The organism is Nocardia sp. NPDC059229, assembly GCF_042754165.1.
GTDB lineage: Bacteria > Actinomycetota > Actinomycetes > Mycobacteriales > Mycobacteriaceae > Nocardia.
In genome coordinates this window covers 342056-363078 of sequence record NZ_JBHZAK010000005.1, presented here as the reverse complement: position 1 = coordinate 363078, position 21023 = coordinate 342056, and the positions used below count along the sequence as shown (strand labels likewise).

Here is a 21023-nt window from a genome sequence, read left to right as displayed (position 1 = left end):
GGAGGGGTGGCGATACGTGGCAGTGTCGAAACCTCGTTGGCGGAGTTGGCGGCTCGTGTTCGCCGCCGCGCCGACGGGCATTCCGGTCGGTTTCTGCTCGGTATCGCGGGCCCGCCCGGGGCCGGCAAATCCACCCTCGCCCGCGGCATTCGCGACGAACTGAATCTGGCGGCCGGCGCGACGATCGCCGAAGTTGCGCCCATGGACGGATTCCACCTCACCAACGCCCAGCTGCGTGCCGCCGGAATCCTCGATCGCAAGGGCGAACCCGACACCTTCGACACCGACGGCTATGTGGCCCAGCTGCGCACCATTCGCGAGACCGCGCCGGGCACGCCGGTGTCCTGGCCCACCTACGATCGCGAGATCCACGAACCGGTCCCCAGCGGCGTGGTGTTCGACCGCCAATCCATCGTGGTGACCGAGGGCAACTACCTGCTGCTCGACGACCGCGCCTATCCGGCCTGGGGCGCCGTGCGCCCTCTGCTCGACGAGACCTGGTACCTGGACGTGCCGCGCCCGATCATCGAACAACGCCTGTTGCGCCGTCACATTCGCGGCGGCCGCACCCCCGAGGCCGCGCGGACCAAGGTGGCGCACAGTGACCTCCGCAATGCCGCCCTCGTCGAATCCACCCGCGCCCGTGCCGATCTGGTGCTGCGCAAGGCCGGACGCGGCTATCGCATCGACTGAACGCGTTATCAAATCGACCGAATGTCGAAGTGCCGCATCCACTCCCGGGTGCCGGGGAAACCGCAGGAGGCCGTCGCCACCGCGGCCGCGCGCCGCAGTGCGACCGGGAAATCCGCGCCCCGCTCGTGAAAATGGCAGAACGCGCCGTGCAGAATGTCGCCCGCCCCGAGAGTGTCCACCGCCGGCGCCGCGAGGACGAGGATCTCGCCGCGTCCCGCGGGCATCGAGTATCGGATCGGGCCACCACCACCGGTGATCGCGACCAGCCGCGGTCCCGCCGAGTGCAGGTAGTCGAACACCTCACCGGCCGAATTGGCCTGTGCCCCAGGCGGAGTGAAGGCACTCGAGCAGATGGCGATATCGACGGCCGGCAGCAGCGCGCCGTGCACCGGACGCCAGCGCCCGGCATCCAGCACCACCGGCACGCCCGCAGCCCGTGCCATCGTCGCCAGCCGTAGCGCGGGCTCGGGATAGTGGCCGTCCACCAGCAGCATCGTGGCCGTGTCGAGCACCTCGGCCGCGGTCTCGTCGAGGGCGGGGTGGATCCGGGATCCGTCCAGCGACACGATGGTCCGGGTGGCCGCCGCGGTGGCGACGATGATCGAGGACACCGGCGGCTGCTGGTCGCCGTCGGGCGTGAGGTCCACGGCAGTGACCCCGTGCCGCTGCAGATCACCGCGAATCAGTTCCGCCAGTGGATGTTTGCCCAGCGCGGTCACCAGGGCCGGTGTCGCGCCGGACAGGAAGGCGTAGGTCACCGCCGCATTGGCGGCCGGTCCGCCCGCGCCGAGGAACAGGTCGGCGGCCTGGGTCTTGGAATCCTCGGCGGGATACCGGTCGACGGCATAGGCGAGATCCAGTGTCGACAATCCGGCGAAAACCGCACTCCTGCTACCCATGCCGCCGACCCTACGGTGAGCTACTCGCGCACCCGGTTCTCATAGGCCTTGCGCGCGTCGGAGTCCACATCGTCCAGGAACGCGCTCTGCGCGCCCAGCGCGCGTCCGATGGCATCGCCCACCGACTGCGGCAGCAGACCCACCACCTGCGAGATGATGCCCGCCACCGCCGTGACGCGAACCTTGGAGCGCGGCTCCACGATCAACTTGGTGATGGCGTCGGCGATCTCCTCCGGCTCGGCCGGGCGCAGCAGCTTGGGCCCCGTAACCCCGGATCCCAGTTCGGTTCTGGTGAGCGTCGGCAGCACCGAGGAGAAGCGCAGCCCGGTGCCCCGGTACTCCTCGCGCAGGGTGTCGGTGAAGCCCAGCACCGCGTGCTTGCTGGCGTTGTAGGTGGCCAGGCCCGGAATGTGGGTCTCGCCGGCGAGCGAGGCGATATTGATGACGTGCCCGCGCCCGCGCGGCAGCATGCGCCCGATGGCCAGCTTGGAACCGAGGATCACGCCGTACACATTGATATCCAGAATGCGGCGGGTGATCTGATCCGGTTCGTCCACCACGCGGCCGGTGGGCATGATCCCGGCATTGTTGATGAGCACGTCGATCGGGCCGAGGCGGCGCTCCACCTCGTCGAGGAAGGCGTCGAAGGACTGGTGGTCGGTGACGTCCAGCCGGTCGTAGACGTCGAAACCCCGTGCGGCGCCGGACTCCTTGACGGTGGTCTCGTCGATATCGCCGATGGCGATCTTCGCGCCGAGGGCCTGCAGGGCGGTCGCGGTGGCCAGGCCGATGCCGCGCGCACCGCCGGTGATCACCACGACCCTGCCGGCGATCGTTCCGAAGTCGGTCATCACATCCCCCGCACGGTCTTGATGATGGCGGGCAGGTTGATCCGCCGCAGTCCGCGGGTGCCCGCGGCCCGCATGGCGCCCATGGCGATGGTCAGCTTGGCCGGCGAATACGGGAACCACAGCGGCTCTTTGGTCTGGGTGGGCAGGATCGGCTTGGTGATGGCCTGCTGACGGCAGTACTTGCGCACGCCGTTGGCCCCGCCCCAGCGCGCGCCGGTGCCGGACAGGCCCCAGCCGCCCATGGGCAGCGCGAAGCTGAACATATTGGCGAACACGTCGTTGATGTTCACCGCGCCCGCGTTCAGTTGGCGCGCAACGCGTTCGGCGCGATCCTTGTCGCCGGACCACACCGAGGCGGACAGGCCGTAGATCGAATCATTGGCCAGGCGAATGGCTTCCGCCTCGTCGGCCACCTTCATGACCGGCAGCGTGGGCCCGAAGGTCTCCTCGGTCATGCAGGTCATGGTGTGGTCCACGTCGGCGAGCACAGTCGGCTCGAAGAGCGTGCCGACGCCGGTGCGCTTGCCGCCGGTCGTGACGCGCGCACCCGCCTTGACGGCCTCCTCGACGTGCCGCTGCACGATCTGCGCCTGGTTCTCGTTGGCGAGTGCGCCCATGTCGTACTGGGGTTGGCGGCCGTCCACGCCCTGGCGGACCTCCTTGACGGCCGCGGTCAGCTTCGCCAGGAACTCGTCGTAGACAGGCGCTTCCACGTACACGCGCTCGACCGAGATGCACACCTGCCCGGCGTTGAACAGCCCGCCGAAGGCGATGCCGTGCGCGGCGCGATCCAGGTCGGCGTCGGCCAGCACGATGGCCGGGTCCTTGCCGCCGAGTTCCAGGCTGTACGGGATCATCCGCTCGGTGCAGGCCGCGGCGATCTTGCGGCCGGTGGCGGTGGAACCGGTGAATTGGATGTAGTCGGCGTTCCCGACCACGGCCGCGCCCGTCTCGCCCGCGCCGGTGACCACCTCGAACACCGGCGGTGCGCCGATCTCGCGCCAGCCGCGCGCCAGCTCGACCGCCGAAAGCGGTGTCACCTCAGAGGGTTTCAGGATGACCGCAGCGCCCGCGGCCAGCGCCGGGATCACATCGATGACCGGCATGGCCAATGGGAAGTTCCACGGCGTGATCACACCGACCACCTGGTAGGGCCGGAACACGGTGGTCAGCTGCTTGACCCGGGCCAGCGGGCTGTGCGGCGAAGGGTGTTCGTCGGCAAGGAATTTCGCGGCGCGGCGGGCGTAGTAGCCGGTCAGGTCGACCGAGAACGCCGGGTCGATGAGCGAGTCCACCCGGGCCTTGCCGGTCTCGGACTGCAGCACGTCGGCCAGGTGATCGGTGTTGTCCACCAGCCAGTCCTGCAGCTTCAGCAGCCACTCCTTGCGCCCGTCGGGGCCCAGGGCCTCCCAGGCGGGCTGATGCGCGCGCAGGGCGGCGACCTTGGCGGCGACCGTCTCGGCCGAATCGATCGGCACCGTGCCCGCGAGTGCGCCGGTCGCCGGGTTGCGGACCTCGAGTTCGGTGGCGGGTGCCGGGGCCGCCTCCGGTTTCGGGGTGGCCTTGACGGCGGTCCCGGCCGGCTTGCGGGTCCCGGTCTTGCGAGCGGTGCCCGCGGCGGGTTCGGTATTGGTCACGATGTGCCTCTCCCCACGTGCGCTACGTTGCGACGGCGAGCTGTGCCCCAGCTCACTGGACTATGATCGTGACACAATTTCGTGAGCCCATGCTTGGCCAATCGGGTCAATTGTTCCGGTCGGTTTTGTGCTCTGAGTACAACCTCGGAGGAGTGCCCGTGGCGACGCCCGCGAACCCGGCGGAGATCCGGCTCTGGATCGCCGATTTCGTCGCCGAAACCCTCCCGGCCGAAACCCTGGAACAGGTCGTCACCCGCCTCGACGACGCCATCATCGCCCGCATCCCGGAGATGCGGGACCGCGATATGCGTCGCGACCTGGCCGCCAGCAGCCGGGCCCACGCGGTCGCCGTGCTCAGCGGCCTCACCCAGGACCTGTTCGAATACCCGGTCCCGCCGGAGGCGCACGCCTTCGCCCGCACCGTCGCCCGCCGCGGCTACGACGTGCGGCTGCTGCTGCGCGTCTACCACCTCGGCCAGGAGGCGGTCATCGACTACATGACCGAGGTGCTCGAACAGCGGCAGCTGCCGCAGGACATCGAAAGATCGGTGCTGCTGAGGCTTTTCGACCGCACCACGCGCTGGGTCAGCACCTCGGTCGAGGCTCTCACCGACACCTACATGGCCGAGCGGGAGCGGGGCCTGCGCGCCGCGCTCACCCAGCGCTCCGAGACCGTGCGCGCCCTGCTGGACGGCGCCGAGGTGGACATCGAAACCGCTTCGGGCCGGCTCGGATACCGGCTGTCGCAGCGACATCTGGCCTTGGTGCTGTGGACGGACGAGGATGCCGCGCCGCTGCCGTCGGACGGCACCGGCGAGGCCGTCGGCCGGCTCGACCGGATCGTAGCCCGCTACGCGGCCACGCTCGGCAACGGCAGCCTGCTCACCGTGCCCTCGGGCGCGACCGCGCTGTGGGCGTGGATCGGCGTGGACGACGCGCTGCCCGAGCCCGGCGATCCGGTGTGGTCGGTGGACGCGCCCGTGCGGGTGGCGATCGGCGTGCCCGCCGCGCACGCCGCCGGCTTCCGGGCGGGCCACCGCGAGGCGGTCGCCGCCCGGCAGGTCGCCGAGCGCGCCCGCCCGGGCCTGCCGCGGGCACTGCACTACTCGGAGGTCGAGGTCGCCTACCTGGCGGGATCCGACGAGACCGCCATGCGGTCGCTCATCGACAGGGAACTGGACGCACTCGCCGCACCCGACGCGCAGTCGGCGCGACTGCGGGAAACCTTGCATGCCTACCTGCGAGCCCGCCGCAGCCCGGACGCGGCCGCGAAACTGCTCGGCGTGCACAAGAACACGGTGCGATACCGGATTCAGCGCATAGAAGAACTACTCGGTCACTCTCTCGACCAGCGTGGTACGCGACTGGAGGTCGCGCTCGACTGCGTGGCGGTCTACGGCGTGTGAGTTCGCGAGCGTCAGCTCGCTTCCTCCGCGACGGTGTCCCGGGCGGCGGCTCGCCGGGTGGGCGGCTCGCCTTCGGAGGCCCGGCGCTCCGGTAATTCCGCCAGCAATTGCGTGGTGGCCGCGGCAATGGCGGCCACCGCCTTGTCCACCGCGGCCTTGGTGGCCGTCGTCAATCCCGACACCCCGCCGACTTTGCGCACGTATTCCTGTGCGGCGGCGTAGATTTCCTGCTCCGTGGCGGCCGGACTCAGCCCGCGGAGGAGGGTGATGTTCCCACTCATGCCCCCAGAGGTTAGCGCCCGATTACCCGCTGTGACAGGGCAAGATTCAGACAATTGCGTGAGTGCGTCGCGCGGCGCCCGCGAGAATGCCGCACGGTGGCCGCCGGAATTCCGAACCGAATGGTTTGCCGATTATTCGCACCCGACGCGGCCGGTGTGGCACACGCGATCGGCGATTAGCGGGCCACTCCAAGATCGATGGGGAACAATCGGGGTATGGCTGCCCGCGACGTGCCCACGCTGACGACTTTTCCGTACCCGGAGCTGGACCAGCGCGAGGACGATCACTGGTCCGGTGCGCAGGTCTCCGACGACGAACTGCGCGCCCTCTCGCTCGGCGGCTTCTACTCCTCCCGCTGGGACGCCTTCCACGACGCCCTGCTGCTCGGCCCCGAACGCGACCATCCCCTCGGTGATCGCCGCGAGCTTGCCATCGACACCCTCACCGGCGCCTGGGGCATCACCGACGGCACCGAGGCCATGGCCTCGATGGAACAGCTGCTGGACGGTATGCACGGCCCGCTCTACGCGCTCGTGCATCCACTCGTCATGGCGGCCATCAACTCCCCTGAACGGGATCGCTTCGGCGAGCGCGCCGATCGGCACCGCGCGTTCCTGCGGCAGGTCGGCTCGTTCCGTGGCATGGAGAATCCGGAAGCGCTGGTCCGCGATTACGACATCTGGTCGCAGGCCATCAAACTCGGCCTCACCGACCACCTGGTGCGCCCGCTACCCACCGATATCCAGGCCTGGGATCTGGCCCGCGTGGTCGCCGTCGCCCGCATGGCCTACACCGCGGGCTATCTCGACGCCGATGTCGCCTGGGATTACCTCATGCGCGCACTGCCCCCGGCCCAGCGGAAATACCGGAACTGGCGGCAATTCGGCGATGCCTATCTCGCCGGGTGGACCTACTGGCAGGCCTGCGAGGACCTCGCGGAACTGAAATCCGGTGGCGTGGACCGGCGGATGGAATTGCTGCGCCTGTGGATGCGTCCCACCAGCCCGTGGCGGCGTATCGAGCTGCAACCGGACGAATAAGCCGGTCGGGTTTGGGGGGCTTGACCCCCAAACCTTTGATCCGCCCAGCGCTCAATCGGGCAGGGACCGGAGAATTCCGCGTCCGTACCGCTGGAACTGCGCGTCGTCGACCATGCCGAGCGAATGCCGCTCGACCAGCAATTCCCATTCGGAGTACAGCTTCGCCACGCCCGGATCCGCCGGCCCGGCGGCGCCGTCGGCCACCTCGCGCTGGATGGCGAAATTCAAAGCGCCCGTTACCCGATCGGTGTCGGCCCGGTCGGTGCCGGTGAAATGCCAGGTCAGATTGCCGTCGCTGACCTCAACGCCGTACTCGGCGAGCACGGTGCCCGGTGCCTCGGCGTCGTCGGTGGTGCGTGCCCACAGCAGGGTCGCCACCGGTAGCTCGTGGGCGAAACGCTTGCCCGAGCTCAGCGAGACGAAGATCATCCGGGTGGTGGTGATCGCGAGCAGCCCGGTGGCCCGGGGCGCGGGCGCCTGCGCGGTGACGAGGGCGGTCTCCAGCACGTATTCGCCGGGGGTGACATAGCGCTGCAGCGCGGCGACGGCCGCCTTGGCGTCCCGCTTGGGCGCCATCCGGCGCACCGCGCGATCCACGTCCGCGCGGGCGGGCCCGCTGCGCCCCCAGGAGGGCGCGGGCGGGGTGAGGTCGGGGGCGGCCACGTCCAGTCGCTGGGTGGCCAGGATCTGATTGTTGATGCGTTCGACGATGACGGTGGCGGCGGGCACATCGTGCTCGGCGATGAGCACCGGCAGCGGGGTCCGGTCGGCGGGGACGCCGGTCAGGACGGGGGTCGGGTAGCGCAAATATATTTCGATGACGACGGCGTCATCGGCGCGCCGGTTCAAACGCACCTTGAGCAGGTCGCTTACCGGCACGTCGAGCACGCGCTCGCCGTCGGTTCCAGGCCGCAGCACCGTCAAACGCCCGTTGCCATGACGCACAATCGCTGTGGGTGTCCGTAGCTCGACTATGTCCATACCCCCTGCGCTCTGTTGTGTCGTCACTCACGATGAGACGACCATGCCATGATTGTGACCACTCGGTCCGACACCAGGGGGTGATCGACCCAGTGTGTTGCCGCAGATGGTCGGGGAACCACCCGCGTTCTCCAGCCGTTTACCTGTTGAACTGCACTAGCTGCCGAACTGCGCGATGTAACGACTAGACCGTACGCGGTAACGTGGCATGTCCGCATCCGTTCGCCGGAACGGGCGTGCCACGCAAGCATCGCAGGCAAACCGGATACACCCCCCGGAAAGGACTGGCCGCCGGCCGACGCTCTATGAACCGCAAGACTGTGTTCCGCAACCTGGCCATAGTCGCGGGCTTCCTGCTCGTGATCTGGTTGGTCAGCTATTTCAGCAACGACACGCGCGGCTGGCATAGCGTCGATACCTCGGTGGCGCTTTCCCAGCTCCAGGACAAGTCGAATGTCGATTCGGTCCAGATCGACGACAAAGAACAGCAACTGCGCATCACGCTGAAGAACGGCAATGATGCCACCAAGGGCGAGACCAAGCTCATCGCCAAGTATCCGGGCGGCGGCGAGGTGTCCGCGCAGGTCTTCAAGGCCGCGCAGGATTCCGGCGCCAAGGTCAACACCGCTGTCAAGCAGGATTCCTGGCTGAGCCAGATTCTGCTGTTCATGCTGCCCATGGTGATTCTGCTGGGCCTGTTCATCTTCGTGATGGCCCGCATGCAGGGCGGCGGCCGCGGCGGCATGATGGGCTTCGGCAAGTCGAAGGCCAAGCTGCTGTCGAAGGACATGCCCAAGACCACCTTCCAGGATGTGGCGGGCGCCGACGAGGCCATCGAAGAGCTCTACGAGATCAAGGACTTCCTGCAGAACCCGGCCCGGTATCAGGCGCTGGGCGCGAAGATCCCCAAGGGCGTGCTGCTCTACGGTCCGCCCGGTACCGGTAAAACGTTGCTGGCCAAGGCCGTTGCCGGTGAGGCCGGGGTGCCGTTCTTCACCATCTCGGGTTCGGACTTCGTCGAGATGTTCGTCGGTGTCGGCGCCTCCCGCGTGCGCGACCTGTTCGATCAGGCCAAGCAGAACAGCCCCTGCATCATCTTCGTGGACGAGATCGACGCGGTCGGCCGCCAGCGTGGCGCCGGCCTGGGCGGCGGTCACGACGAGCGCGAGCAGACCCTGAACCAGCTGCTGGTGGAGATGGACGGCTTCGGTGAGCGCACCGGCGTCATCATCATGGCGGCCACCAACCGGCCCGACATCCTGGACCCGGCGCTGCTGCGCCCGGGCCGTTTCGACCGGCAGATCCCGGTCGGCAACCCGGACCTGAACGGCCGCCGCGCGATTCTACAGGTGCACTCCAAGGGCAAGCCGATCGCGACCGACGCCGACCTGGAGGGTCTGGCCAAGCGCACCGTCGGCATGTCGGGCGCGGACCTGGCCAATGTGATCAACGAGGCCGCGCTGCTCACCGCGCGTGAACACGGCAATGTGATCACCGGTGCGGCCCTGGAGGAGTCGGTCGACCGTGTCATCGGCGGCCCTCGCCGCAAGTCGCGGGTGATCAGCGAGCACGAGAAGAAGATCACCGCCTACCACGAGGCCGGTCACACCCTGGCCGCCTGGGCGATGCCCGATATCGAGCCCGTCTACAAGGTCACCATCCTGGCCCGCGGCCGCACCGGCGGTCACGCCATGACGGTGCCCGAGGACGACAAGGGCCTGATGACCCGCTCGGAGATGATTGCCCGCCTGGTCATGGCCATGGGCGGCCGCGCGGCCGAGGAGCTGGTGTTCCACGAGCCGACCACGGGCGCCTCGTCCGATATCGACCAGGCCACCAAGATCGCGCGCGCCATGGTCACCGAGTACGGCATGAGCGCCCGCCTGGGCGCGGTCCGCTACGGCGAGGAGCAGGGCGACCCGTTCCTGGGCCGGTCCATGGGCATGGCCTCGAGCTACTCGCACGAGGTGGCCCGCGAGATCGACGAGGAGGTGCGCAACCTCATCGAGGCCGCGCACACCGAGGCGTGGGCGGTGCTCAACGAGTATCGCGACGAGCTGGACTCCCTGGCCACCGCGCTGCTGGAACGCGAGACCCTGCACCGCAAGGATCTCGAGGAGGTGCTGACGACGGTCGAAAAGCGGCCGCGCATCACGGCTTTCAACGATTTCGGTGACCGCACCCCGTCCGATCGCCCGCCGGTGAAGACCCCGCGCGAGCTGGCCGCCGAGCGCGGTGAGCCGTGGCCGGAGGAGAGCTCGCGGCCGTCGCATCCGGTGGTGCAGCCCGCCAACGGCTATCCGGAACCGGTCTACGGCTCCGCGCAGCCGCAGTACGGCGGCTATCCGGCGCCCGCGCCGCAGGGCTATCCGCTGCCGCAGGCTCCGGCCTATCCGCGGCACGGTGCGCCGACGCACGGTTCGCGTCCGGACTACGGCGCCCCGGCCGGTTGGTCGGCGCCGGGCTGGCCGCCGCAGGAGGACGAGGCCCAGGCCCCGCAGCCGCGCGGCGCGTACGGCGGCTGGGCGCCCGCGGGCAACCAGCGCTATCAGCCGGGCGCCCAGTATCAGCCGGGCTACTCGCAGCCGGAGCATCCGGCCGCGCAGCCGGCGTCCGGGAATGACGAGGACGAGAAGAACGGTTGGGACGGACCGAACGGTCGTCGCTGACCGCGGTCCCGATAGGCTCAATGGGTTCGCGGCCCGCCTCGGGCGGGGTTCGGACGCTGGGTGAACGCCCCCGTCCGGATCCGCCCGAGTGGTTCGGCGACCGCGTCCACGCCGCGTGTGCACGTGCGGCAAGTCAACACAGGAGGTGTCGATTGTCGGCCACCAACAATCGTGTCGTGTCCGGCCTGATCGCGCTCGACACCGGTCGACCGTTCGATCAGGACCGTGCGGAGGCTGCCGTGCGGGAGCTGCTGATCGCGGTCGGCGAGAATCCGGATCGCCCCGGGCTCGCCGACACCCCGGGCCGGGTGGCTCGGGCCTACCGGGAGATGTTCGCCGGGCTGTTCACCGATCCGTCCGAGGTGCTCAACACCACCTTCGAGGAGGGGCACCAGGAGCTGGTGCTGGTTCGCGACATTCCCATGTACTCGACCTGTGAGCATCACCTGGTGGCGTTCCACGGCGTCGCGCACGTCGGCTACATTCCGGGCCCGCACGGCCGGGTGACCGGACTGTCCAAGCTGGCCCGCCTGGTCGATCTGTACGCCAAGCGCCCGCAGGTGCAGGAGCGGCTGACCAGCCAGATCGCCGACGCGGTGATGGAGAAGCTGGATCCGCGCGGCGCCATCGTGGTGATCGAGGCCGAGCATCTGTGCATGGCGATGCGCGGTATCCGCAAGCCGGGCGCCTCCACCACCACCTCGGCGGTGCGCGGCATGCTGCAGACCAACGCCTCTTCTCGCGCGGAGGCCCTGGATCTCATTCTGCGAAAGTGAGCGCACCGACCATGGCCGAGAGCGGTACACGGGGGGCCAACCTGGTTGTTCCTCGTGGGGGCCGCTCGTGCGTGGTGATGGGCGTCGTGAACGTCACCAGCGACTCGTTCTCCGACGGCGGCCGCTACCTGGATCCGGGTCTGGCGGTGGCGCACGGTCTCGAGCTGTACGAGATGGGCGCGGACATCATCGATGTCGGCGGCGAGTCCACCCGGCCCGGTGCGATTCGCATCGACCCGGAAACCGAAGCAGCGCGGGTGGTTCCGGTGATCCGGCAGCTGGCCGCGGCCGGGGTGCCGACCAGCGTGGACACCATGCGGGCGAGCGTGGCCGAGGCCGCCATCGCGGCGGGCGTGTCCATGGTCAATGACGTGTCGGGCGGGCGTGCCGACCCGAACATGGTGAAAGTCGTTGCGGCGACCAGGATCCCGTGGATCCTCATGCACTGGCGGGCCGAGGCGGACTACCGTCACGCCGGTCCCGCCGAGCAGTACGACGATGTGGTGTCCAAGGTCTGGGAGGAGCTGAACGCGCAGGTCGAGTTCGCCCTCGCGGGCGGTGTCGACTTCGGGCAGCTGGTGCTGGACCCGGGCCTGGGCTTCGCCAAGAACGCCGACCACAACTGGGAGTTGCTGGGCGGCCTGTTCTATCGCATGACCGAGATGATGGACGCGGGTCTGCCGATCCTGATCGGGGCCTCCCGCAAGCGTTTCCTCGGCGGCCTGCTGGCCGATGCCGAGGGCCCGCGCCCGCCGGACGGCCGCGAGGTCGCCACGGCCACGATTTCCGCCCTGGCCGCCGAGCACGGCGCCTGGGGTGTGCGGGTGCACGATGTCCGATCGTCGCTGGACGCCATCGCGGTGGTCGACGCGACCACCAATGCGGCCCGGCGCCTGCGGGAACGGTATGTCCGGGAGCGGGAGACGGGGGAGCGGCTGTGAGCATCCATCGCGCCGGATCACCGGGTGACCGCATCGAATTGCCGGATGACCGTATCGAATTGCGCGGGCTGCGCGTCTTCGGCCATCACGGTGTCTTCGACTTCGAGAAGCGCGACGGCCAGGAGTTCGTCGTGGATCTGACGCTGTGGACGGATTTCACCGCCGCCGCGAAGTCGGACGACATCGCCGACACCGTCCACTATGGCGAGCTGGCCGAGCAGGTGGTGCAGATCGTGGCCGGGGAGCCGAAGGATCTGATCGAGACGGTGGTCTCGGCCATCGCCGACGAGGTGATGGCCGATCCGCGCATCCAGGCCGTGGAAGTGGTGCTGCACAAGCCTTTCGCGCCGATTCCACATACCTTCGAAGACGTCCGTGTAGTCACGTCCCGTCGTCGCGAACCGGAGGAGTAGAGCGGTGACCCGCGTTGTCCTGTCGATCGGATCCAATCTCGGTGACCGGCTGGCGCATCTGCGCAGTGTTGTGGAGGCGCTGGGCCCGCGCGTGGTGGCGGTCTCGTCGGTGTACTCGACCCCGCCGTGGGGCGGGGTGCCGCAGCAGGACTACCTGAATGCCGTGCTGGTGGCCGAGGATCCGGCCATGGAACCCTCGGACTGGCTACGCCTGGGTCAGGAGCTGGAGCAGGCCGCGGGCCGGATCCGGGAAGTCCGCTGGGGCGCACGCACTCTCGATGTCGATGTGGTGCAGGCCGAGTCGCGCCGCCGCGACGGCCGGGTGGTGGTGCAAAGCCTGGATCCGGTGCTGACGCTGCCGCATCCGCAGGCCCACCATCGTGCGTTCGTGCTGGTGCCGTGGCTGGAGATCGATCCCGATGCGGTGCTGGAGGCGACCGGCGCGCTGCGCACGCTGCGAGAGTGGCTGTCCGCCTTGGATTCCGCCGAGGTGAGCGGGGTGCGCCGCACCGAGCTGACGCTGGGCTGGACGCCGTGACGCCGGAGCTGCTGCGGTGAAGCCGACCCGCATTCTCGATCTGTGTGCGAATGTGCTGCTGGCGGCGATCGTGGCCTGGGTCGCCACCAATATGGCGTATTCGAGTTTCCCGCCGATCTCGGTGTTCTCGGGCGCCTCGCTGTTGCCGGTGGCGCTGCTCGAGGCGGTGCTGGCCTTCGTGATTCGGCAGCGTAAGGAGAATCACGGGATCGGTCCCGGTTCGGGGCAGCTGCATGCGATCACGGCGGCCCGGGCGGTGGCGCTGGCGAAGGCGTCGGCGCAGGTGGGGTCGCTGGTGGGCGGGATCTGGCTGGGTTTCCTGGTGTGGCTGCTCATGCAGCGCTCGGATCTGCGTGCGGCGGCTTCGGATACGCCGGGCGCGGTGGTGGGTCTGCTGGGCGGGGTGGCCCTGGTGGCCGCGGCCCTGTGGCTGGAGTATTGCTGCCGCGCCCCCATTGAGCCGCCCGATGAGGCGGCTACTTCGTAGCTAACGGATTGGCACTGATCATCGCCAAGGTGGGGACCGCACTCCCGAGATCAAGCTACGCTGGCGGACATGGTTTCACCCTCCCGTAGCAGTGCTTCCCGTCGCCGCCGGGAGGATGCGGGAAAGTTCTTCACCGGCTTTCTGCTTCTCCTCGGACTGGTTGCCAGCGTTTTCCTGGTCTTCAGTGACAACCTCCACCTGATCCGGGTGGGCCTGGTCGCGGCCCTCTGGGCGGCCGCCATCGGCGCGCTCGCAGCCACCCGTTATCGCAGGGAGGCGGCCGTCGACAAGGCGAAAGTGGGTGACCTCCAGAAGGTCTACCAACTCCAGCTGGAGCGCGAGGTTGCTGCCCGCCGCGAATACGAGCTCGGCGTGGAGACCCGGGTCCGCCACGAGGTCGGCGCCGACGCCGCGGAAATGGCCGCGCTGCGTGCCGAACTCACGGTCCTGCGCGAGAGCCTGCAGCGTCTGTTCGACGGCGATCTGCCCTCCGAGCGTCCGGCCCTGCGTGCGGATGCCGTTCGGGTCCAAGAACTTCCGAGCAGCGAGGCCGGTTCGGCCCCCGAGGCGGCGAACGATAACTGGCCGGACGCGGATCCCTGGGACCCGTGGTCGTCCCCCGACCAGGCCGAGGACGACGACGACCCGCGCGCCCGCATGGCCCCGAAGTTCGATCCCGCGCACCCTGAACCGCCGGCCTTCGCCACCCCCTTCGACGACCCGGTCACCGCCGAGACGTCGATCATCACCGACGCCATGCGCCAGGACTACGAGGCCGAACGCGCCGCCGCCGAACCGGATTCACCCACCCCGCCCCCCAACCCGGAGGCCGCCGGCGAATTCGCCGCCCCCGCGGCCAACGGCAATGCCGGCACCAACGCCAGTGCCGGCGCCAACGGCAGTGCGCCGACCAATGGCGTTACCGCAACCAATGGCAACGCCCCTGCCAATGGCACCGCCACCAACGGCCCCGTCCCGCGCCTGACCCCCGACCCCACCCCCTCGGCCCCGGTGGGCCGCGCCACCGCCCGCCGTCGCCGCCGCTCCGAGGACGACGCCGGCGCCGAAGGCACCCACCGCCTCTCGGTCGCCGAGATCATGGCCAATCTCAAGTCCGAGAACAGCAACTGACCGGAAGTCCACCGGGGTTCGGGGCAGCGCCCCCGAGAATCCCGAGGGGGTTCGGGGGCGGAGCCCCTGAGAGTCGCGAGAGTTGCCTATCCCACAGTGGGTAGCTCTGGCGAATCGGCGGCGATATCCTCGCTCGAGTAACGTCCGGTACCCGCAAGGCGGGACTGGAACGACTTTCGAGAGGACAAAGTGACCTCGGACAAGGATGTCTGCGGGACCGATCCTGCGCCTGCACGCTTGACGGTGGGAATCGTCTCGGCGGGACGCGTCGGGTCCGCGCTGGGCGTGGCACTGGAGCGTGCCGGTCATGTCGTATTCGGGGTGTCCGCGATTTCGGATGCCTCGGTGCGTCGTGCCACCACGCGCCTGCCGGATTCCCGCATTCTGCCCGCCGAGGAGGTGGCAGCCCGCAGTGAGCTGCTGATTCTCGCGGTGCCCGACAGTGAATTGCCGGGTCTGGTCGCGGGTTTGGCGGCCGCGACCGCGGTGCGCGCGGGCACCATCGTGGTGCACACGTCCGGTGCGAACGGGGTCGGCGTGCTGGCGCCGCTGACCGCTCTGGGCACGCTGCCGCTGGCGATTCATCCGGCCATGACGTTCACGGGACACGACGAGGATGTGGCCCGCCTGGCCAATGCCTGCTTCGGCGTGACCGCCGCCGACGACATCGGCTATGCCATCGGGCAGTCGCTGGTGATCGAGATGGGTGGCGAGCCGGTGCGGGTCGCGGAGGAGAACCGCACCCTGTATCACGCGGCTCTCGCGCATGGCAGCAACCATCTGGTGACCTTGATCGTGGATGCGGTCGAGGCGTTGCGCGCGGCGCTGTCCGGTCCGGGTCTGCTGGGTCAGCAGACGGTCGACGATCAGCCGAACGGCCTGGCCGAGCGCATGCTCGCGCCGCTCGCCTCGGCCGCCCTCGACAATGCCCTGCGCCGCGGCCCGGCCGCGTTGACGGGCCCGGTGGCGCGCGGCGATGTGGCCGCGGTGGCCGCGCATCTGGACGCTCTCGAAGCCCTGAATCCCCGGCTGGCCGCGGGCTATCGCGCCCTGTCGCTGCGTTCGGCCGAGCGCGCCAAGACCAATCCCGCCCTGATCGATCTGCTGGAGAAAGGACACTGACGCCCATGGACCCCAAGCTGATTGGCAGCTACAAGCGCGGCGAGCTGACCGTGCTGCACGATCCGGCCGTCATGACCAAGGTCGTGAAGGCGCTGCGGTCGGTGGGCCGCCGGGTCGCGCTGGTGCCGACCATGGGCGCGCTGCACGAGGGCCATCTGGAGCTGGTGCGGCTGGCGAAGCTGACCAACACCACGGTCATCGTGTCGATTTTCGTGAACCCGCTGCAGTTCGGCGCGAACGAGGATCTCGACAAGTACCCGCGCACCCTGGACGCGGATGTGGAGCTGCTGCGCGGCGAGGGCGTGGAGCTGTTGTTCGCGCCGAGCGCGAAGGACATGTACCCGTTCGGCACACGCACCACGGTGCAGGCCGGTCCCTACGGCGACATCCTCGAGGGCGCGACCCGCCCGGGTCACTTCTCCGGTGTGCTGACCGTCGTGTCGAAGCTCTTCAATATCTGCATGCCGCACGAGGCGTTCTTCGGCGAGAAGGACTACCAGCAGCTGGCGCTGATCCGGCAGATGGTCGTCGACCTGAACATGGACGTGAAGATCGTGCCGGCCGCGACCGTTCGCGAGGCGGACGGTCTGGCCAAGTCCTCCCGCAACCGCTACCTGAGCGCGGCGGAGCGCGAACTGGCCGCCACCCTGTCGGCGGCGCTGCTGGCCGGCCGGCACGCGGCGGGCCGGGGTCCGGAGGCCGTGCTGGAGACCGCGCAGTCGGTGCTGGATCTCGCGGCGGACATCCAGGTCGACTATCTGGCCCTGCGGGGTGCGGACTTCTCCGAGCAGTGGCCGACCGGCAATGCCCGGCTGCTGGTCGCGGCCCGGGTCGGCACCACCCGCCTGATCGACAACATGCCCGTCTCCATCGGCAAGCCGCTCGATGGCCACCCCACTGCCCCCGATCAGCCTGCCCAGGCAGCTCTCTAGGAAGGCGACGACGATGTTGCGCACCATGATGACGTCGAAGATCCACCGCGCCACGGTGACTCACGCCGATCTGCACTACGTGGGTTCGGTGACCGTGGACCAGGATCTGCTCGATGCCGCCGACCTGCTCGAGGGCGAGAAGGTCAGCATTGTCGACATCACCAACGGGGCCCGCCTCGAGACCTATGTGATCGCCGGCGAGCGCGGTTCCGGCGTGATCGGAATCAACGGCGCCGCAGCGCATCTCGTGCATCCGGGCGACCTGGTCATCCTGATCGCCTACGGCATGATGGACGAGGCGGAGCTGAAGAACTACGCCCCGCACGTGGTCTTCGTCGACGAGCGCAATCGCCCGATCGAGCTGGGCACCGATCCGGCGCACGCCCCGGAGGGGTCCGACCTGATCTCGCCGCGTTCGCTCTCGCTGGCCTGAGCGGCGGGCCATGCTGCTGACCATCGATGTCCGCAACACCAGCATCGAGCTGGGCCTGTTCTCCGGTAGCGGAGACCACGCGAAGCTGGTGCGGCACTGGCGGATGCACACCAATCCGCTGCTGACCGCGGACGAATTCGCGCTGCAGGTGCGCGGCCTGATCGGCGCGGACGCCGAACAGGTGGTGGGCGTCGCGGCGCTGTCCACGGTGCCGCCGGTGCTGCGCGAGCTGCGTGAAATGCTGTCCCGCTATTGGGCTCATGTCCCGCACGTGCTGGTGGAACCCGGTGTGCGCACGGGTATTCCGCTGCTGGTGGACAATCCCAAGGAGGTCGGTGCGGACCGCATCGTGAATTGTCTTGCGGCATATCACCGTTTCCACTCGCCGGCCATCGTGGTGGATTTCGGGACGGCCATCTGTGTGGATCTGGTGTCGGCCAAGGGGGAATTCCTCGGCGGCAGTATCGCGCCCGGGGTGGAGATTTCCACCGAGGCGCTGATCGCCCGCAGTGCGCTGCGCCGCGCGGAGCTGACCCGCCCGCGGTCGGTGGTGGGCAAGAACAGCATGGAGTGCCTGCAGTCGGGCGCCATTTTCGGATTCGCGGGCCTGGTGGACGGCCTGATCGATCGCATTCGCGATATCGACGCCTTCTCCGGCGACGATGTGGCGGTGGTGGCGACGGGCGCGACCGCACCGCTGATCGTGCCGGAGTCGGAGACCATCGAGCATCACGAGCCGCATCTGACACTGGACGGCCTGCGCCTGGTCTACGAGCGCAACCAGCAGCGCCGGACCCGGCCCGAGCCCAGTGCCGCCCGGCCCTGAACAGACCGGCTGGAATAAAAGTGACGCAGTCGTCGCCGGGAGCCCTGGTGATTCCCGGCGAACCGCTGTTAGACTCGCCGACGTGTATTTCCGCGTGAGCACCCAGGAGTGTTGTCGAGGCTGATTCGCCTCGACGGTCGTCGAGGCTTCGTATAGCCCCCGACCACAAACACACTTCTTGGAGTTTCGCTCATGCGTTCCTCTGTCTTTTCCCTCCCCGTCGATACCCGCGCCGCCGCCTCGCCGCTCCTGCCCGAGGTCACCGAGCGGGCCACCGCCTCCGCCCTGCCGACCCGGCTGCGTCCGGCCGACCTGCTGCGCCTGACCGATGAGGGCGCCCAGGACGTGCTGGAGGGCCGCTACGACCACCTGCTGCCCGACGGCGGCCTGTGGCCCACCGAAAACCGCTGGGCCACAAGGCTTGTCGCCGATGACGAGGTGGACATCTGGCTGATCAGCTGGGTCGAGGGCAAATACACCGAACTGCACGACCACGCCGGCTCGCTGGGAGCGCTGACCGTGCTCTCCGGCGCGCTGTCGGAATACCGCTGGAACGGCCGGGACCTGCGCCGCCGCACCCTCACCGCGGGTGATCAGGCCTCTTTCCCGCTCGGCTGGGTGCACGATGTGGTGCGTGCCCCCGAGGCGGAGGCCGGCATCACCGGCCCGCTGAATCCGACTCTGAGCGTGCACGCCTATTCCCCGCCGCTGACGGCCATGTCCTATTACGAGGTCACCGGCCACGGCACCCTGCGGCGCACCCGTTCCGTTCTCACCGACCAGCCCGAAGGCGAACTCGAATGACCCACATGACGATCGACGGCATGCTCGCCCAGGCCCGCGGGCAGCTGCGTCGCCTGCTTCCGATCGAAATCCCGCAGGCCATCGCCCGCGGCGCGATTCTGGTGGATATTCGCCCGCAGGCGCAGCGGATGCGCGAGGGCACCCTGCCGGGCGCGCTGGTGATCGAGCGAAATGTCCTGGAATGGCGTTTGGATCCGTCGAGTTCCGCGCGTCTGGCCATGGCCGAGCACCACGACATGGAATGGATCATCGTCTGCTCGGAGGGATACACCTCGAGCCTGGCCGCCGCCTCCCTGCAACAGCTGGGCCTGCGCCGCGCCACCGATCTCGAGGGCGGATATCAGGCCTTGAAAGCGGCGGGCCTGCTGACCGCCGCGGCGACTGCCCCGCACTTCGAACGCGAGGTCGCGACCCTCGCCTGGCTGTAGCCGAAGCGGCGGGGAGGCGGCGGAAAAAAGAAATTCCGCCGCAGGATAGTCTTGAGACCCGTGAGCACCTCCACTCCTTCTTCTCCCTCGAGCAACCCCGTTCCTGCTGGGCAAAAGCGTGCCGCGGCGACCCCCGTGGAGCATGACGTTCCCGAGCAGATGCGGATTCGCCGCGAGAAGCGCGAGCGGTTGCTCCAGGAGGGCCGTGAGGCCTATCCGGTGGTGGTGAACCGCACCCACACCCTCGGTGAAATTCGCGAGGCGTACCCGGATCTGGCGGCCGATACCCAGACCGGTCAGACGGTCGGGATTGCGGGGCGCGTCATTTTCGTCCGAAATACCGGCAAACTGTGTTTCGCCACCCTGCAGGAGGGCGACGGCACCAAGCTGCAGGCGATGATCAGCCTCAATGGCGTCGGCGCGGAGTCGCTGGCGGCCTGGAAGTCCGATGTCGACCTGGGTGACTTCGTCTACGTGCACGGCGAGGTGATCGCCTCGCGCACGGGCGAATTGAGTGTGATGGCCGATACGTGGGAGATGGCGGCGAAGTCGCTGCGCCCGCTGCCGGTGGCCCACAAGGAGATGGGCGAGGAGTCGCGCGTCCGCCAGCGCTACGTCGACCTGATCCTGCGCCCGGAGGCCCGCGAGATGGCCCGCACCCGCGTCGCGGCCGTGCGCGCGCTGCGAAATGCGTTGGAGCGCAGAGGTTTCCTCGAGGTCGAGACCCCGATGCTGCAGACCATTCACGGCGGCGCCGCGGCCCGCCCGTTCGCCACGCACTCGAACGCGCTCGATATGGAGCTGTTCCTGCGCATCGCTCCGGAGCTGTTCCTGAAGCGTTGCGTGGTCGGCGGCATCGAGAAGGTCTTCGAGATCAACCGGAACTTCCGCAACGAGGGCGCGGACTCGACCCATTCGCCCGAGTTCGCAATGCTGGAAACCTACGAGGCGTACGGCACCTACGACGATTCCGCCACGATGATGCGGGAATTGATCCAGGAAGTCGCGCAGGAGGTCTACGGCACGCAGGTCGTGACGCTCGCCGACGGCACCGAATACGATCTGTCCGGCGAGTGGGCGACGGTGGAGATGTACCCGTCGCTGTCGGAGTCGATCGGTACCGAGGTCACCCCGGAAACGTCGGTCGAGGAATTGCTGGCACTCGCGGACCGGGTCGGTCTGGAAATTCCGGAGGGCAAGGGCTACGGGCACGGCAAACTGGTCGAGGAACTGTGGGAGCACGTCTACGGTGACAAGCTGTACGCGCCGACTTTCGTACGGGACTTCCCGGTCGAGACATCGCCGCTGACGCGCCAGCATCGGAGCAAGCCCGGGGTTACCGAGAAGTGGGACCTGTACGTGCGCGGCTTCGAACTGGCCACCGGCTATTCCGAACTCGTGGATCCGGTGATCCAGCGGGACCGTTTCATGGATCAGGCGCGTTTGGCCGCGGCCGGTGACGAGGAGGCCATGCGCCTGGACGAGGACTTCCTCACCGCCATGGAGCACGGTATGCCTCCCACAACCGGAACGGGTATGGGTATCGATCGTTTGCTGATGGCCCTGACTGGCCTGGGAATCCGGGAAACGATACTCTTTCCAATTGTGCGTCCGGTAGCCCGATAGTTCTCCGGATTGCATTTCCGGGGCCTGTTCTGGGACTATCGGAATTAGCGGTATTCTGGCGTCGGGTAATCGGCCTGACTATGCGGGTCGCACGATTTCGAGAGGACG

At 68.5% G+C, this 21023-nt stretch carries 22 protein-coding genes; 17 read left to right on the top strand and 5 right to left on the bottom strand.

Translation table 11 applies throughout. The features are described 5' to 3' along the window. Positions 1–6 precede the first annotated feature (6 nt). Positions 7–693: a nucleoside/nucleotide kinase family protein gene (locus tag ACFXHE_RS15155; RefSeq protein WP_379383320.1), complete on the top strand. Its 687-nt coding sequence runs from the start codon at positions 7–9 to the stop codon at positions 691–693. 8 nt (positions 694–701) lie between these two features. Here ACFXHE_RS15155 and ACFXHE_RS15150 read toward each other — a convergent pair whose 3' ends face one another. From ACFXHE_RS15150 to ACFXHE_RS15140, 3 genes are read right to left on the bottom strand one after another with little or no spacing between them, the layout of a single operon-like run. Then, positions 702–1592 carry a PfkB family carbohydrate kinase gene (locus ACFXHE_RS15150; RefSeq protein WP_379383318.1) on the bottom strand — a complete coding sequence of 297 codons (891 nt, stop codon included), beginning with the start codon at positions 1590–1592 and terminating at the stop codon, positions 702–704. Between the two features lie 20 nt (positions 1593–1612). Next, positions 1613–2443: an SDR family oxidoreductase gene (locus ACFXHE_RS15145; protein ID WP_379383316.1), complete on the bottom strand. Its 831-nt coding sequence runs from the start codon at positions 2441–2443 to the stop codon at positions 1613–1615. Continuing rightward, positions 2443–4080 carry an aldehyde dehydrogenase family protein gene (locus ACFXHE_RS15140; protein ID WP_379383314.1) on the bottom strand — a complete coding sequence of 546 codons (1638 nt, stop codon included), beginning with the start codon at positions 4078–4080 and terminating at the stop codon, positions 2443–2445. Before ACFXHE_RS15140 ends, ACFXHE_RS15145 begins: the two co-directional genes overlap by 1 nt. A 158-nt stretch (positions 4081–4238) precedes the next feature. Between ACFXHE_RS15140 and ACFXHE_RS15135 the strand changes: the two genes are divergently transcribed. Then, a complete protein-coding gene (locus tag ACFXHE_RS15135; RefSeq protein WP_379383312.1) occupies positions 4239–5486 on the top strand; it encodes a PucR family transcriptional regulator in 1248 nt (415 codons plus the stop codon). 11 nt (positions 5487–5497) lie between these two features. Here the strand turns inward: ACFXHE_RS15135 and ACFXHE_RS15130 are convergent, their stop codons facing one another. Next, positions 5498–5767, bottom strand: coding sequence for a DUF2277 family protein (locus tag ACFXHE_RS15130; RefSeq protein ID WP_379383310.1), 270 nt, complete (start codon positions 5765–5767; stop codon positions 5498–5500). A gap of 216 nt (positions 5768–5983) precedes the next feature. On the opposite strand from ACFXHE_RS15130, the gene ACFXHE_RS15125 reads away from it, so the two are divergent. After that, on the top strand, positions 5984–6808 hold the full coding sequence (locus ACFXHE_RS15125; RefSeq protein WP_379383308.1) for a DUF1266 domain-containing protein: 825 nt from the start codon (positions 5984–5986) through the stop codon (positions 6806–6808). Positions 6809–6859: 51 nt separating this feature from the next. On the opposite strand, the gene ACFXHE_RS15120 is transcribed toward ACFXHE_RS15125, so the two are convergent. After that, a complete protein-coding gene (locus ACFXHE_RS15120; protein ID WP_379383306.1) occupies positions 6860–7726 on the bottom strand; it encodes a hypothetical protein in 867 nt (288 codons plus the stop codon). A 368-nt stretch (positions 7727–8094) separates the two neighbouring features. Between ACFXHE_RS15120 and ftsH the strand changes: the two genes are divergently transcribed. From ftsH to lysS, 14 genes are all read left to right on the top strand, one after another. Then, positions 8095–10458, top strand: a complete 2364-nt coding sequence (gene ftsH, locus ACFXHE_RS15115; protein WP_379383305.1) for an ATP-dependent zinc metalloprotease FtsH — start codon at positions 8095–8097, stop codon at positions 10456–10458. Positions 10459–10634: 176 nt separating this feature from the next. Next, positions 10635–11234, top strand: a complete 600-nt coding sequence (gene folE / locus ACFXHE_RS15110) for a GTP cyclohydrolase I FolE (RefSeq protein WP_379383303.1) — start codon at positions 10635–10637, stop codon at positions 11232–11234. A gap of 11 nt (positions 11235–11245) precedes the next feature. Beyond that, the gene (gene folP / locus ACFXHE_RS15105) at positions 11246–12175 is read left to right on the top strand and encodes a dihydropteroate synthase (RefSeq protein WP_364606788.1); all 930 of its coding nucleotides are present in this window, start codon (positions 11246–11248) and stop codon (positions 12173–12175) included. Beyond that, positions 12172–12588 (top strand): dihydroneopterin aldolase, encoded by a 417-nt coding sequence (gene folB, locus ACFXHE_RS15100; protein WP_379383302.1) that lies wholly within the window; start codon positions 12172–12174, stop codon positions 12586–12588. Before folP ends, folB begins: the two co-directional genes overlap by 4 nt. 4 nt (positions 12589–12592) lie before the next feature. Next, positions 12593–13126, top strand: a complete 534-nt coding sequence (gene folK / locus ACFXHE_RS15095) for a 2-amino-4-hydroxy-6-hydroxymethyldihydropteridine diphosphokinase (RefSeq protein WP_379383300.1) — start codon at positions 12593–12595, stop codon at positions 13124–13126. 16 nt (positions 13127–13142) lie between these two features. Continuing rightward, positions 13143–13613 (top strand): DUF3180 domain-containing protein, encoded by a 471-nt coding sequence (locus tag ACFXHE_RS15090; protein ID WP_354831436.1) that lies wholly within the window; start codon positions 13143–13145, stop codon positions 13611–13613. 69 nt (positions 13614–13682) lie between these two features. After that, the gene (locus ACFXHE_RS15085) at positions 13683–14744 is read left to right on the top strand and encodes a DUF6779 domain-containing protein (protein ID WP_379383298.1); all 1062 of its coding nucleotides are present in this window, start codon (positions 13683–13685) and stop codon (positions 14742–14744) included. Positions 14745–14933: 189 nt separating this feature from the next. Continuing rightward, positions 14934–15866, top strand: a complete 933-nt coding sequence (locus tag ACFXHE_RS15080; protein WP_354831433.1) for a DUF2520 domain-containing protein — start codon at positions 14934–14936, stop codon at positions 15864–15866. A gap of 5 nt (positions 15867–15871) precedes the next feature. Beyond that, entirely contained in the window at positions 15872–16798 is a 927-nt protein-coding gene (gene panC, locus ACFXHE_RS15075; protein ID WP_379383296.1) for a pantoate--beta-alanine ligase, read from the top strand. Positions 16799–16811: 13 nt separating this feature from the next. Further along, on the top strand, positions 16812–17231 hold the full coding sequence (gene panD / locus ACFXHE_RS15070; protein ID WP_379383294.1) for an aspartate 1-decarboxylase: 420 nt from the start codon (positions 16812–16814) through the stop codon (positions 17229–17231). A gap of 10 nt (positions 17232–17241) precedes the next feature. After that, on the top strand, positions 17242–18057 hold the full coding sequence (locus tag ACFXHE_RS15065) for a type III pantothenate kinase (protein WP_379383292.1): 816 nt from the start codon (positions 17242–17244) through the stop codon (positions 18055–18057). Between the two features lie 192 nt (positions 18058–18249). Further along, positions 18250–18861 (top strand): cysteine dioxygenase family protein, encoded by a 612-nt coding sequence (locus ACFXHE_RS15060; protein ID WP_364606507.1) that lies wholly within the window; start codon positions 18250–18252, stop codon positions 18859–18861. Between the two features lie 5 nt (positions 18862–18866). Next, on the top strand, positions 18867–19289 hold the full coding sequence (locus ACFXHE_RS15055; RefSeq protein WP_364606785.1) for a rhodanese-like domain-containing protein: 423 nt from the start codon (positions 18867–18869) through the stop codon (positions 19287–19289). A gap of 159 nt (positions 19290–19448) precedes the next feature. Beyond that, positions 19449–20915, top strand: coding sequence for a lysine--tRNA ligase (gene lysS / locus ACFXHE_RS15050; RefSeq protein ID WP_364606782.1), 1467 nt, complete (start codon positions 19449–19451; stop codon positions 20913–20915). The last annotated feature ends 108 nt before the right edge of the window (positions 20916–21023 follow it).